This is a genomic window from Pseudomonas sp. RIT-PI-q (genome assembly GCF_001297125.1).
Lineage (GTDB): Bacteria > Pseudomonadota > Gammaproteobacteria > Pseudomonadales > Pseudomonadaceae > Aquipseudomonas.
In genome coordinates this window covers 107,067-119,952 of sequence record NZ_LHPC01000055.1, presented here as the reverse complement: position 1 = coordinate 119,952, position 12,886 = coordinate 107,067, and the positions used below count along the sequence as shown (strand labels likewise).

Genomic DNA, 12,886 nt, shown 5'->3' with positions numbered 1-12,886 from the left:
TTTCTATCCCACTTCTTCCAGGGCCTGGGCCAACGGCACATAAAACTCTTCGAACAGCGCGTTGACTGCATCGCGCGCTTGATCCGTGACAAAGCCGGCCTCAAGCACCAGTACCTGATACACCCCACGCTTGATCGCCTGTTCGCTCAGGTGACGGGAATTTTCCCGCGTGGTGCACAAAAAACGCACCCACGACGTCAGGATGATCCAGGCATTAAGGGTCAGGGATTCGATCTGCACCTTGTCCATTTGCAAGATCCCGGCCTCGACGAAGCCCGCGTAAATGTGCGTGCCGTGGATCAGGCAGCGCTGGGAAAAGCGTCGATAACGGGCGGCCAACTCGGGATCGCTGTCGAGCAAATGCTCAAGATCGCGATGCAAAAACCGGTAGCGCCACATCGCGGCCAGCAATTCCTGGAGGTAGAAACGCTTGTCTTCAACCGTGGCGGCGCGGCCCTGGGGTGGGCGCAGGAAGCTGTCTACCAGGCTTTCGTACTCGCTGAACAGCACGGCGATAATCGCCTGCTTGTTGGCGAAGTGGTAGTACAGGTTGCCCGGGGAAATTTCCATATGGGCAGCAATGTGGTTGGTGCTGATGCTGCGCTCGCCCTGCTGATTGAACAGCTCCAGGCTGTTCTGCACGATGCGCTCGCTGGTTTTGATCCTGGGGGCCATGGCTTGGGCTTTAATTCAGAGTGCGTTGACGGGCATCTTACGACCTATCCGCCAGCGGATAAAACAAAGCTGCGCGAGGATGCCATTTGACTTTTTAGAGCATAGACTCTAAAAAGTTCCTCATTACAATAAATCCGGAGCCGACCATGACTGCTGACATCTCCTACCTGCAGAACCTACAGCAGCCACTGGAAGAACTCCAAGCCCTGTTCGATGCCCAGCGCACGGCCTATGCCGCCCACCCGATGCCGCCGGCAGCCCAGCGCCAGCAATGGCTCAAAGCGTTACGGGATATGTTGAGCAGCGAACGTCAATCCCTGATCGGCGCGATCAGCCAGGACTTCAGCCACCGCAGTGCCGATGAAACCCTGCTCGCCGAACTGATGCCCAGCCTGCACGGCATTCATTACGCCAGCCAGCACCTCAAAGGCTGGATGAAAGCGTCACGGCGCAAGGTCGGCATCGCCTTTCAGCCCGCCTCGGCCAAGGTCGTTTATCAACCGTTGGGCGTGGTCGGGGTGATCGTGCCGTGGAACTACCCGCTGTACCTGGCCATCGGCCCATTGGTGGGCGCGTTGTCGGCGGGCAATCGGGTGATGCTCAAACTCAGCGAATCGACCCCCGCCACCGGTTTGCTGCTCAAGGAACTGCTGGGCCGAATCTTTCCCCAGGACCTGGTTTGCGTGGTGCTCGGCGAGGCCGACATCGGCGTGGCGTTCTCCCGCTTGCGTTTCGATCACCTGCTCTTCACTGGCGCCACCAGCATCGGCAAGCATGTGATGCGCGCGGCGGCCGAGAACCTGACGCCGGTAACCCTCGAACTGGGCGGCAAGTCCCCGGCCATCGTTTCCCGCGATGTGCCGCTCAAGGATGCCGCCGAACGCATCGCGTTCGGCAAGACGCTCAACGCCGGGCAAACCTGTGTCGCCCCGGATTACGTTCTGGTGCCGGAAGACCGCGTCGGTTCTTTCGTCGAAGCCTATCGCGAGGCGGTTCGCGGGTTTTATCCGACACTGGCCGACAACCCGGACTACACCGCCATCATCAATGACCGACAACTGGCGCGACTCAACGGCTACCTCAGCGACGCCACCAGCAAGGGCGCGCTGCTGATTCCGCTGTTCGACCAGGGTCAGGGCCGGCGCATGGGCCACAGCCTGCTGCTCAACGTCAGCGACGACATGACGGTGATGCAGGACGAAATCTTCGGCCCGCTGCTGCCAATCGTTCCGTACAAGGATCTGGATCAGGCGTTTGCCTACATCAACCAACGCCCTCGCCCACTGGCGCTGTATTACTTCGGCTATGACAAGCGTGAGCAAAACCGCGTGCTGCATGAAACCCATTCCGGCGGCGTGTGCCTGAACGACACCCTGCTGCACGTCGCGCAGGACGATATGCCATTCGGCGGCATCGGCGCCTCGGGCATGGGCCATTACCACGGCCACGAAGGTTTCCTGACCTTCAGCAAGGCCAAAGGTGTGCTGATCAAACAGCGGTTCAACGCGGCGAAACTGATCTACCCGCCGTATGGCAAAACCATTCAAAAACTCATCCAGAAGCTGTTTATCCGCTAACGATCACCCTTCGGGTAATAACAATAATGAGCCCAAGCCTGTCCGATACACCCGCGCTGTCACGGCGCGGCCTGCTTAAATTCAGCCTCGGCGCCAGTGCTTTCCTGGCCACGGCCGGTTTGGGCGCGAGCCTCAGCGGCTGCTCGTCGAGCATCCCGGCCAGCGGTTTTGCCATTCTGCGCAGTGCTGATCTGTCGTTTCTGCGGGCGCTGATCCCGGTGATGCTCGACGGCGCCGTGGCGGTTGAAAAGATGCCGTCGGCCGTTGGTGAAACCCTGCACTGCCTGGATAACGCGCTGAATCATCTGTCGCCGGAAATGCTCAAGCTGACCCAGCAATTGTTCGATGTACTGGGGATGGCCGTGACGCGAGGGCCACTGACCGGGATCTGGGGTAGTTGGGAAAACGCCAGTGGCGATGAGATCCGGCACTTTCTCGATCGCTGGGAAAACAGTTCGCTGAGCCTGCTGCGCATGGGCCACAGCTCGCTGCAGCAACTGGTGATGATGGCCTGGTACAGCCGCGCGGATTCGTGGGCGCATTGCGGGTATCCCGGACCGCCAACGGTTTGAAACCGAGGCGACCCTATCGCGGGCAAGCCCGGCTCCCACAGGGTTTGTGTCGTTCACAAAAGGGGGATCCACCTCAAGTCCTGTGGGAGCCGGGCTTGCCCGCGATGACGCCAGTCACCTCACCACCGAAACCAAAATAACAAGAGAACCTGAACATGCCCGTACCCGATCCGTTCCGCGAAGGCCTGGCCCGTGGCTGGAAAACTTACAACGGTTCGCAACTGACCCAGGACCTGACCCTTGAAGCGGACGTGGCGATCATCGGCAGCGGCGCCGGTGGCGGGACCACGGCCGAAATCCTCAGCGCCGCCGGCTACAAGGTGTTGCTGATTGAGGAAGGCCCGCTCAAGACCAGCAGCGACTTCAAGCTGCTCGAAGACCAGGCCTACACCAGCCTTTATCAGGAAGGCATCGGCCGCATGAGCAAGGACGGCGCGATCACCATCCTCCAGGGCCGGGCGGTCGGCGGCACCACGCTGATCAACTGGACGTCGAGTTTTCGCACGCCAGACCCGACCCTCGACCACTGGGCCAAAGAGCACAACGTCAAAGGCCACAGCCCGGCGGAGATGGCGCCATGGTTCGAGAAAATGGAACAACGCCTGGGTGTCGCGCCGTGGATGGTTCCGCCGAACGCCAACAACGATGTGATCCGCAAAGGCTGCGAAAAACTCGGCTACGCCTGGCACGTGATCCCGCGCAACGTGCGCGGCTGCTGGAACCTCGGCTACTGCGGCATGGGCTGCCCGACCAACGCCAAGCAATCGATGCTGGTGACGACCATTCCGGCGACGCTGGAAAAGGGTGGTGAGTTGCTCTACCTGGCCCGCGCCGAGAAGCTCTCGATCAAGGACGGCAAAGTCACCGGCCTGCAATGCGTGGCGATGGATGAGCGCTGCGTCGCCCCGACGGGCAAGGCGATTACGGTCAAGGCGCGGCATTACGTGCTGGCCGGTGGCGGGATCAACAGCCCGGCGCTGCTGTTGCGCTCCGAGGCGCCGGATCCGCACAAACGGCTGGGCAAACGGACCTTCCTGCATTTGGTCAACATGTCTGCCGGGCTGTTCGACGAGGTGATCAACCCGTTCTACGGTGCGCCGCAGTCGATTTACTCCGACCATTTCCAATGGCAGGACGGCACCACCGGCAAGATGTCCTACAAATTGGAGGTGCCGCCGCTGCACCCGGCGCTGGCCACGACCCTGCTGGGCGGCTTCGGCAAGGAAAACGCCCAGCACATGGAGCACCTGCCCCACACCCACGCCATGCTGGCATTGCTGCGAGACGGTTTTCACCCGGACAGCCCCGGTGGCAGCGTGGAACTGCGCGGCGATGGCACACCGGTGCTCGATTATCAGGTTTCACCTTACGCCTGGGACGGGTTGCGCCGGGCGTTCCACAGCATGGCCGAGATTCAGTTCGCTGGCGGCGCCAACGCAGTCATGCCGATGCATGCCGATGCTCGCTACGTGAAAACCCTGGCCGAAGCGCGCACGTTGATCGACGGTTTGAGCCTTGAGTTGTACCGTACCCGCCTGGGCAGCGCCCACGTGATGGGCGGTTGTGCGATGGGCGAAGACCCGAAAAATGCCGTGACCGACAGCCTCGGCCGGCATCATCAGTTGGCGAATCTGTCGATTCATGACGGCTCGCTCTTCCCCACCAGCATTGGCGCAAACCCGCAATTGTCGGTCTACGGGCTGACGGCGCAACTGGCAACGTCTTTGGCCGAACGTTTGAAAAATCCATGAAAACGGAGAATATTCGTATCGTCTATAGTGCTTTCTTACCCAAAAGGCGACTTGGCCGACCGGGAAGGCTGCGATACCATCCGACTCCCCAACGGACTCCCGCCAGGACGACGCGATGAACCGAGTGTTGTACCCAGGTACATTCGACCCTATTACCAAGGGCCATGGCGATCTGGTCGAACGCGCCGCGCGCCTGTTCGATCATGTGATCATCGCCGTCGCCGCCAGCCCGAAGAAAAACCCGTTGTTTCCCCTGGAACAGCGTGTGGCGCTGGCCCGCGAGGTCACTAAACATTTGCCGAACGTTGAAGTCGTGGGCTTCTCGACGCTGTTGGCGCACTTTGCCAAAGAGAAGAACGCCAACGTGTTCCTGCGTGGTTTGCGCGCGGTGTCGGACTTCGAATACGAATTCCAGCTGGCCAACATGAACCGACAACTGGCGCCGGATGTGGAAAGTCTGTTTCTTACACCATCCGAGCGTTATTCGTTCATTTCCTCGACGCTGGTGCGTGAAATCGCAGCCCTGGGCGGCGATATCACCAAGTTTGTCCACCCGGCAGTGGCGGACGCCCTAACACTTCGATTCAAGAAGTAGTACCCGGACTGTAGGAGCTGGCTTGCCAGCGATCAATACAACGCGGTGCGGCTGACAAGCTGGCTCCTGCAGCGCCAATGCGGCACAATTGTGTGCATTGGTTTATTACGCCCGGGCCCGCCGCCCCGGCTGGAGTTAGCATGTCCCTGATCATCACCGACGATTGCATCAACTGCGACGTCTGCGAACCCGAGTGCCCGAACGCCGCCATTTCCCAGGGCGAGGAGATCTACGTGATCGACCCGAACCTGTGTACGCAGTGCGTCGGCCACTACGACGAACCTCAGTGCCAGCAAGTGTGCCCGGTGGATTGCATTCCACTGGACGAGGCGCATCCGGAGACTGAAGAACAGTTGATGGCGAAGTACCGGATCATTACCGGCAAGGCTTGATCATTACGGTGTCTGTCCTGACGCCATCGCGGGCAAGCCCGCTCCCACAAGGTCCGCGCATACCTGTGGGAGCGGGCTTGCCCGCGATGAGGCCATCTAACACACCAAAGATGTAACTGACATCACTCCCGCTGCTCAAACCCCTCGCCGATACACCCCAGGCACCGCACAAATGCGGCTTTCGCCGGATCAACCACCAGCGCCTGACCCGCATCGCCAACGCCGCCGCCCAGCGCGGTAAACGGCAACGACACGATGAACGCCCCGGCACCGATCACCGTCGCCACGACCAACAAGGGTCGGGCAATCAGCAAGTCGCCGAGCATGGCGTACGCCGGGGGATTCTGGATGGTGTAACGCGGGTCGCCGCTGCCGCTGTTTGCCGCCAGCGCGGGTGCACCGACGCTCAGCAGCAGCGCAACGGCAAGGGTTCGAAACAGGTTCATGGCACGGTCCTTCGGCTAGGCAGTGAGAACACTGACTATAGACCTATGCGCCTCAGCTCTGACAGCGCGGGCAAAAGACGCTGGCGCGCTGCCCGAGTTTCACTTCCCGCAGCTCCGTCCCACAGACCTTGCAAGGCTCAGCGCCGCGGCCGTACACGAACAGCTCCTGCTGGAAATACCCCGGCTGACCGTCACCGCCGATAAAGTCCCGCAACGTCGTGCCGCCGCGCTCGATGGCGGCAGCCAGAATGCGTTTGATCTCGATGGCCAGCTTCAGGTATCGCCCCCGGGAAATGCTCTTGGCCTCCCGACGCGGGTCGATACCGGCAGCAAACAGCGCTTCGGTGGCGTAGATGTTGCCGACGCCCACCACCACCGCGTTGTCCATGATGAACGGCTTGACCGCCATCGATCGCCCACGGGACTGCTGGAACAATCGGTCGCCATCAAACAGATCAGTCAACGGTTCCGGCCCCAGGCGAATCAGCAGTTCGTGGTTCAGCGGATCGAGGCTCCAGAGCATCGCACCAAACCGACGCGGGTCGGTGTAGCGCAGGGCCAGGCCGGATTCCAGCTCGATGTCCACGTGCTCATGCTTGGCGGCCGGCAGGCCGACTTCCACCAGACGCAAATTCCCTGACATGCCCAAATGGCTGATCAGTGTGCCAACCTCGGCATTGATCAACAGGTACTTGGCGCGCCGCTCCACCAGCACAATGCGCTGACCGGACAGCCGCACATCCAGGTCCTCGGGAATCGGCCAGCGCAGGCGCCGGTCGCGCACGATCACCCGGCTGACGCGCTGGCCTTCCAGGTGCGGTGCAATCCCGCGACGGGTGGTTTCGACTTCTGGCAGTTCAGGCATGGGGCTCTCGAATCAGGCTGTCGGGCACTCAGCGGTGAGCGCCGAGGTCGCGGATCGTTTGTTTGAGGGTCTCGAAGTCGTAGTCCGACAGCCCCAGGTAATCGAGCACCAATGGCCCGATGCTATTCCATTCGTGGTCTTCTTTCTGATTGCCCAACACCCGGTATGAAGCACAAATATGCTCGGCCATTTTCAGGATCGCCAGCAGGTTTTTCAGCTGGCTGTTGCGCGACGAATCATCGCTGAAAATCGCCAGAGCATTATGGTGATTGGCAATGGCTGTACTCACGTGCTCCGGCAGGCGCCAGGATTTGGCCGTGTAATACCCGACCACCGCGTGGTTGGTATTGAACAATCGGTTCTCGGTGTCGACCACCCGGCATTCAGCACTGGCGCTGGCGTAGGCCTCTTCCAGAACGGTCATATAGTTGGGGAAGCGCTGGAGCATCAGCGGCACACCGCAATCGTGGAACAGGCCCAGTGCATACGCTTCATCGCCGGCCTGGACACCGATACGCTTGGCCAGGGTCAGGCAGGTCATCGCCACGTCCTGAGCGGTGTCCCAGAAACGGTTCAAGGTGACGATGGTGTCGTCGTTCATTTCGCCCTTGATCGACTGCGCGTTGATCAGGTTGATGATCGAACGGCTGCCCAGCAGGTTCACCGCACGCTGGATCGAGGCGATCTTGTTACTCAAGCCGTAATACGGCGAGTTGACGATTTTCAACAAGGAACCAGAGAGGCCAGGGTCCTGGGAAATCAGCTTCGCGATCACCTCCAGATCCGGGTCGGGCATGTACTGCTCCATCTGCAAATCCACCATGATCTGCGGCTGGGCCGGCACGCTGATGCCTTGCAGGGACTGTTGAATCTGTTCGGTGGTCAGCTCTTGGGACATAGGTACACACTCTGGGTCAGGCGCAGATTCTAACCTTTATGAAGTTGGATCCGACACCTTGGCTGGCACATCGCCTGAAGTTTCATCGTCGGCGTGGTATTCGAAATGGCCTTCGCGGGCAAGCCTCGCTCCTACAGGGTTTACGCGCCCTTTGTAGGCGCGAGGCTTGCCCGCGAAGGCTTCATCAGCGTTTCATCGCCCACCCGGCCCGCCACAAGCCTCAACACGCTATACTCCCGCTCTTTTTTCCGGAGCGACGTCATGTCCCTGCCTAGCCTGCGCCTCAAAGCCAACGCCGACCGTCGCCTGCGCAACGGTCACTTGTGGGTCTATAGCAACGAAATCGATGTAGCGGCGACCCCTTTGCACGGTTTCAAGGCCGGCGACCAGGCGATCCTCGAAGCGGCCGGCGGCAAGCCGTTGGGTATCGTGGCCATGAGCCCGAACAACCTGATCTGCGCCCGCCTGCTGTCGCGCGACATCAAGTTGCCGTTGGACAAGTCGCTGCTGGTGCATCGCCTGAACGTCGCCCTGTCCCTGCGCGACCGCCTGTTCGACAAGCCTTTCTATCGCCTGGTCTACGGCGACTCCGACCTGTTGCCAGGCCTGGTGGTCGACCGTTTCGGCGACATCCTGGTGGTGCAGATCGCCTCGGCGACCATGGAAGCTCATAAAGAAGACGTGATCGCAGCGCTGACCCAAGTGCTCAAGCCAAGCGGCATTCTGTTCAAGAACGATTCCAAGGCTCGCGACGCCGAAGGTCTCAACCGCTACGTCGAAACCGTATTCGGCCTGGTGCCGGAGTGGGTAGCGCTGGAAGAGAACGGCGTGAAATTCGAAGCCCCGGTCATCCAGGGTCAGAAAACCGGCTGGTTCTACGACCACCGCATGAACCGCGCACGCCTGGCGCCGTATGCCAAGGGTAAACGCGTGCTCGACCTCTACAGCTACATCGGCGGCTGGGGCGTGCAAGCCGCCGCGTTCGGCGCCAGTGAAGTGTTCTGCGTCGACGCATCGGCCTTCGCCCTCGACGGCGTCGAGCGCAACGCCGCGCTGAACGGCTTCGCCGACAAAATGACCTGCATCGAAGGCGACGTGTTCGAAGCCCTGAAAGAGCTGAAAGCCAGCGAAGAACGTTTCGACGTGATCGTGGCCGATCCGCCGGCGTTCATCAAACGCAAGAAAGACATGAAGAACGGCGAAGGCGCCTACCGTCGCCTGAACGAGCAAGCCATGCGCCTGCTCAGCAAGGACGGCATCCTGGTCAGCGCGTCGTGCTCGATGCACTTGCCGGAAGACGATCTGCAGAACATCCTGCTGACCAGCGCCCGCCACCTGGACCGCAACATCCAGATGCTCGAACGCGGCGGCCAGGGCCCGGATCACCCGGTACACCCGGCGATTGCTGAAACCCGCTACATCAAGAGCATCACCTGCCGTCTGCTGCCAAACAGCTAACCCCCTGTAGGAGCGAGCTCGCTCGCGAAAAACGGAAAGACGCCGCAGTCTCCCCGGAGACGCTGCGTCATCGTTGACGTTTTTCGCGAGCGAGCTCGCTCCTACAGTGCTTTTGATTGAATTCCCCGCATCCCGGACTAGTATCGGTTTCTGGTTTCAAGCATGAACGCTTGATCACTCCGGAAAACAAAAACAATGTCTGAGTCCTCTTGTCCCCCTCTAAGCACCGATCTGAAGCGCCAACGCACCTCCCGCTTTATCCTCATTACCAATATCTCGCTGATCAGTTTTTTCCCGCTGAATATCCTCTTGCCTTCTTTTCCTGCCCTTGCCACGAAGTTCAATACTTCCACCGCAGAAATCGCTTTATCCCTCAGCTTGTTCACGCTTGTCTTTGCGATTTCTCAACTGATCACCGGCCCGCTCTCGGATAAGTGGGGACGCAAGGAAGTTCTGCTGGGGTGCATCGTTGTGTCTACTGTCGGCTCGATAGGTTGCGCACTGGCGCCGGACTACCCGAGCTTTCTGCTATTTCGCGCCGTCCAGGCTATCGGGTGTGGTTTTTTTGTACTGGGTCATGCGCTGGTGGAGGACTTGTTCGACGAACAGGACCGGGCCCGGGTGCGAATTTATTACATGACGCTGAGCGGGTCTTTTGTCGCACTGTCGCCTCTATTGGGGTCATGGCTGCAAACCACGTTTGACTGGCAGGGTAGTTTCTATGGGTTTGCGCTGATGGCGTTCGGCATGTTTATCCATGCCCGGCTGATACTGCCTTCCAAAGCCGACACCCCGGAAAAAACACCCGTCTCAGTCATGCGCACGCTGAAATCCATCGTTGGAAGCCGGGATTTCATCCGTTATTGGTGGATCGCCGCGTTAGTGTTTGCTTGTTATTTCGCGTTGATCAGCGTGACACCGCTGATTTTCATGGATGAGTTGAAGCTGTCCGAGTACCAGTACGCGCTGGTGCTTATGGTGTATGGGGTGGCCTATTTCCTGGGTGGAGTAGCCGCTACCACCGTGCAGAAACATATCTCCCTGACGCGGCAAATCAACATCGGGCTTGGGTTACTGGGTCTCGCTGGTGCGTTGTTGGCGTTAATCGTCATTTATGAAGCGATGACGACGATTACCCTGCTCATACCGATGCTGATCAGCGCCCTGGCAGTCACGCTGGTGCGACCGGCCGCCATTTCCGCGGCGATGCTGTTGTTCTCAAGCCAGGCAGGTACAGCAGCGTCGGCAGGCAACAGCATCATGTTCATCACCGCCGCCGTCAGCAGCGCAGCCCTCGCACAAGCCGGGGATCATCTGCTGATCACCATCGCTGTCAGCTTCTTCGTCTTCAGCTTGTGGGGCTTGCTGACAAACTTCAGGATCGGCCGATAACGCGTCGTTGACACCCTTCACTGTAGGAGCGAGCTCGCTCGCGACGGTCGTCAACGATAACGCTGGCAACCTGGCACCCAGCGGCGCTCTCGGGTTCATCGCGAGCGAGCTCGCTCCTACAGGGGTAATTTGATTTGCGCATCCGTATGTCACGTCAGCGCGGTTGCGGGCATTCCCTCCAGCCGCCAGCCGTGTAGAATCGCGACATTCATCGCCAGTCATCCCCCGGCGGGTTTATGAGCTCAAGCTGAAGCGCGCGGCGATCCCGCAAAGTTATCGGCAACTTCCGGACACACGGCCATTTCTGAGTGTTCCAGACGTCAATAGAAGCTCACTTCCCTTTTGATACCTGATTAGCCGCCCGGAGTGCTTCATGCCTGATTACCGCTCGAAAACATCCACCCATGGCCGCAACATGGCCGGCGCCCGCGCATTGTGGCGCGCAACGGGGATGAAAGATGACGACTTCAAAAAGCCGATCATCGCCATTGCCAACTCCTTCACCCAGTTCGTACCGGGCCACGTCCACCTCAAGGACCTCGGCCAGCTGGTCGCCCGCGAAATCGAACGCGCTGGCGGTGTCGCCAAGGAATTCAACACCATCGCCGTGGATGACGGCATCGCCATGGGCCACGACGGCATGCTCTATTCGCTGCCGAGCCGCGAGATCATCGCCGACTCCGTCGAATACATGGTCAACGCCCACTGCGCCGATGCGATCGTCTGCATTTCCAACTGCGACAAGATCACCCCTGGCATGCTGATGGCCGCCCTGCGCCTGAACATCCCGGTGATCTTCGTTTCCGGCGGTCCGATGGAAGCCGGCAAGACCAAACTGGCCAGCCACGGTCTCGACCTCGTCGACGCCATGGTGATCGCCGCCGACTCCAGCGCTTCTGACGAGAAAGTCGCTGAGTACGAGCGCAGTGCCTGCCCGACGTGCGGTTCGTGCTCCGGCATGTTCACCGCCAACTCGATGAACTGCCTGGTGGAAGCCCTGGGCCTGGCCTTGCCGGGCAACGGTTCGACCCTGGCCACCCACAGCGACCGCGAACAGCTGTTCCTGCAGGCCGGCCGCACCATCGTCGAGCTGTGCAAGCGTTACTACACCGACAACGACGAGTCGGTGTTGCCGCGCAACATCGCCAACTTCAAGGCGTTCGAAAACGCCATGACCCTGGACATCGCCATGGGCGGTTCCACCAACACCATCCTGCACTTGCTGGCCGCGGCCCAGGAAGCCGAGATCGATTTCGCCCTGCGCGACATCGACCGCCTCTCCCGCCACGTGCCGCAACTGTGCAAAGTTGCGCCGAACATCCAGAAGTACCACATGGAAGACGTGCACCGCGCCGGCGGGATCTTCAGCATCCTCGGTTCGCTGGCCCGTGGCGGTCTGCTGCACACCGACCTGCCGACCGTGCACAGCAAGACCCTGGCCGAAGGCATCGCCAAGTGGGACATCACCCAGACCGACGACGAAGCCGTGCATCACTTCTTCAAGGCCGGCCCTGCGGGCATCCCGACGCAAACCGCGTTCAGCCAGTCGACCCGTTGGGAAACCCTGGATGACGACCGTGAAAACGGCTGCATCCGCAGTGTCGAACATGCCTACTCGAAAGAAGGCGGCCTGGCCGTTCTCTACGGCAACATCGCGCTGGATGGCTGCGTGGTGAAAACCGCCGGCGTCGACGAGTCGATCCACGTCTTCGAAGGCAACGCGAAGATCTTCGAAAGCCAGGACAGCGCCGTACGCGGCATCCTCGCGGACGAAGTGAAGGCTGGCGACATCGTGATCATTCGTTACGAAGGCCCGAAAGGCGGTCCGGGCATGCAGGAAATGCTGTACCCGACGTCCTACCTGAAGTCCAAAGGCCTGGGCAAAGCCTGCGCCCTGCTCACCGACGGCCGTTTCTCCGGCGGCACTTCGGGCCTGTCCATCGGCCACGCTTCGCCAGAAGCCGCTGCCGGCGGTGCAATCGGCCTGGTGCAGGACGGCGACAAAGTGCTGATCGACATTCCGAACCGCTCGATCAACCTGTTGATCAGCGATGAAGAAATGGCTGGCCGTCGTGCCGAGCAGGATCAGAAAGGCTGGAAACCTGTGGAAAAACGTCCACGCAAGGTGACCACCGCGCTGAAGGCTTATGCCCTGTTGGCGACCAGCGCCGACAAAGGTGCCGTGCGTAACAAGGCGATGCTCGACGGGCTGTAAGGCTTAACCGTCGAACAAAAAATGCCCCGCCAAGTGCGGGGCATTTTTTT

Annotated in this window: 12 protein-coding genes; 8 read left to right on the top strand and 4 right to left on the bottom strand. The window is 60.3% G+C overall.

The annotated features are described in order from the left end of the window. Positions 1 to 3: 3 nt before the first annotated feature. Positions 4 to 675, bottom strand: a complete 672-nt coding sequence (locus AEQ67_RS29695; protein WP_059407323.1) for a TetR/AcrR family transcriptional regulator — start codon at positions 673 to 675, stop codon at positions 4 to 6. Positions 676 to 821: 146 nt separating this feature from the next. On the opposite strand from AEQ67_RS29695, the gene AEQ67_RS29690 reads away from it, so the two are divergent. The 5 genes from AEQ67_RS29690 (at position 822) to AEQ67_RS29670 (ending at position 5,562) form a co-directional block, all read left to right on the top strand. After that, a complete protein-coding gene (locus AEQ67_RS29690) occupies positions 822 to 2,252 on the top strand; it encodes a coniferyl aldehyde dehydrogenase (protein WP_059407322.1) in 1,431 nt (476 codons plus the stop codon). A gap of 26 nt (positions 2,253 to 2,278) precedes the next feature. Then, positions 2,279 to 2,824, top strand: a complete 546-nt coding sequence (locus AEQ67_RS29685; protein ID WP_059407321.1) for a hypothetical protein — start codon at positions 2,279 to 2,281, stop codon at positions 2,822 to 2,824. Positions 2,825 to 2,979: 155 nt separating this feature from the next. Next, positions 2,980 to 4,575, top strand: coding sequence for a GMC family oxidoreductase (locus AEQ67_RS29680; RefSeq protein WP_059407320.1), 1,596 nt, complete (start codon positions 2,980 to 2,982; stop codon positions 4,573 to 4,575). A gap of 115 nt (positions 4,576 to 4,690) precedes the next feature. Then, a complete protein-coding gene (gene coaD, locus AEQ67_RS29675) occupies positions 4,691 to 5,170 on the top strand; it encodes a pantetheine-phosphate adenylyltransferase (RefSeq protein WP_059407319.1) in 480 nt (159 codons plus the stop codon). A 140-nt stretch (positions 5,171 to 5,310) separates the two neighbouring features. Then, a complete protein-coding gene (locus tag AEQ67_RS29670; RefSeq protein WP_010466792.1) occupies positions 5,311 to 5,562 on the top strand; it encodes a YfhL family 4Fe-4S dicluster ferredoxin in 252 nt (83 codons plus the stop codon). Between the two features lie 122 nt (positions 5,563 to 5,684). Here the strand turns inward: AEQ67_RS29670 and AEQ67_RS29665 are convergent, their stop codons facing one another. The 3 genes from AEQ67_RS29665 to AEQ67_RS29655 are packed head-to-tail and all read right to left on the bottom strand — an operon-like array spanning position 5,685 to position 7,717. After that, complete coding sequence (locus AEQ67_RS29665) at positions 5,685 to 6,008, bottom strand: hypothetical protein (RefSeq protein WP_059407318.1); 324 nt, start codon at positions 6,006 to 6,008, stop codon at positions 5,685 to 5,687. A 52-nt stretch (positions 6,009 to 6,060) separates the two neighbouring features. Beyond that, positions 6,061 to 6,873, bottom strand: coding sequence for a bifunctional DNA-formamidopyrimidine glycosylase/DNA-(apurinic or apyrimidinic site) lyase (gene mutM, locus AEQ67_RS29660; protein WP_059407317.1), 813 nt, complete (start codon positions 6,871 to 6,873; stop codon positions 6,061 to 6,063). 28 nt (positions 6,874 to 6,901) lie between these two features. Beyond that, positions 6,902 to 7,717 carry an HDOD domain-containing protein gene (locus AEQ67_RS29655; protein ID WP_177333692.1) on the bottom strand — a complete coding sequence of 272 codons (816 nt, stop codon included), beginning with the start codon at positions 7,715 to 7,717 and terminating at the stop codon, positions 6,902 to 6,904. Positions 7,718 to 8,032: 315 nt separating this feature from the next. Here AEQ67_RS29655 and AEQ67_RS29650 point away from each other — a divergent pair, with 315 nt between their 5' ends. The 3 genes from AEQ67_RS29650 (at position 8,033) to ilvD (ending at position 12,836) form a co-directional block, all read left to right on the top strand. Beyond that, a complete protein-coding gene (locus tag AEQ67_RS29650) occupies positions 8,033 to 9,229 on the top strand; it encodes a class I SAM-dependent rRNA methyltransferase (protein ID WP_059407315.1) in 1,197 nt (398 codons plus the stop codon). Positions 9,230 to 9,424: 195 nt separating this feature from the next. After that, positions 9,425 to 10,621 carry an MFS transporter gene (locus AEQ67_RS29645; RefSeq protein ID WP_059407314.1) on the top strand — a complete coding sequence of 399 codons (1,197 nt, stop codon included), beginning with the start codon at positions 9,425 to 9,427 and terminating at the stop codon, positions 10,619 to 10,621. Positions 10,622 to 10,994: 373 nt separating this feature from the next. Then, positions 10,995 to 12,836: a dihydroxy-acid dehydratase gene (gene ilvD, locus AEQ67_RS29640; RefSeq protein ID WP_059407313.1), complete on the top strand. Its 1,842-nt coding sequence runs from the start codon at positions 10,995 to 10,997 to the stop codon at positions 12,834 to 12,836. Positions 12,837 to 12,886: the final 50 nt, after the last annotated feature.

Excerpts from the sequence above, each read along its gene's own strand:
- AEQ67_RS29695 (WP_059407323.1), bottom strand. The coding sequence starts at position 675 with ATGGCCCCCAGGATCAAAACCAGCGAGCGCATCGTGCAGAACAGCCTG.
- AEQ67_RS29690 (WP_059407322.1), top strand. The coding sequence starts at position 822 with ATGACTGCTGACATCTCCTACCTGCAGAACCTACAGCAGCCACTGGAA.
- AEQ67_RS29685 (WP_059407321.1), top strand. The coding sequence starts at position 2,279 with ATGAGCCCAAGCCTGTCCGATACACCCGCGCTGTCACGGCGCGGCCTG.
- AEQ67_RS29680 (WP_059407320.1), top strand. The coding sequence starts at position 2,980 with ATGCCCGTACCCGATCCGTTCCGCGAAGGCCTGGCCCGTGGCTGGAAA.
- coaD (WP_059407319.1), top strand. The coding sequence starts at position 4,691 with ATGAACCGAGTGTTGTACCCAGGTACATTCGACCCTATTACCAAGGGC.
- AEQ67_RS29670 (WP_010466792.1), top strand. The coding sequence starts at position 5,311 with ATGTCCCTGATCATCACCGACGATTGCATCAACTGCGACGTCTGCGAA.
- AEQ67_RS29665 (WP_059407318.1), bottom strand. The coding sequence starts at position 6,008 with ATGAACCTGTTTCGAACCCTTGCCGTTGCGCTGCTGCTGAGCGTCGGT.
- mutM (WP_059407317.1), bottom strand. The coding sequence starts at position 6,873 with ATGCCTGAACTGCCAGAAGTCGAAACCACCCGTCGCGGGATTGCACCG.
- AEQ67_RS29650 (WP_059407315.1), top strand. The coding sequence starts at position 8,033 with ATGTCCCTGCCTAGCCTGCGCCTCAAAGCCAACGCCGACCGTCGCCTG.
- AEQ67_RS29645 (WP_059407314.1), top strand. The coding sequence starts at position 9,425 with ATGTCTGAGTCCTCTTGTCCCCCTCTAAGCACCGATCTGAAGCGCCAA.
- ilvD (WP_059407313.1), top strand. The coding sequence starts at position 10,995 with ATGCCTGATTACCGCTCGAAAACATCCACCCATGGCCGCAACATGGCC.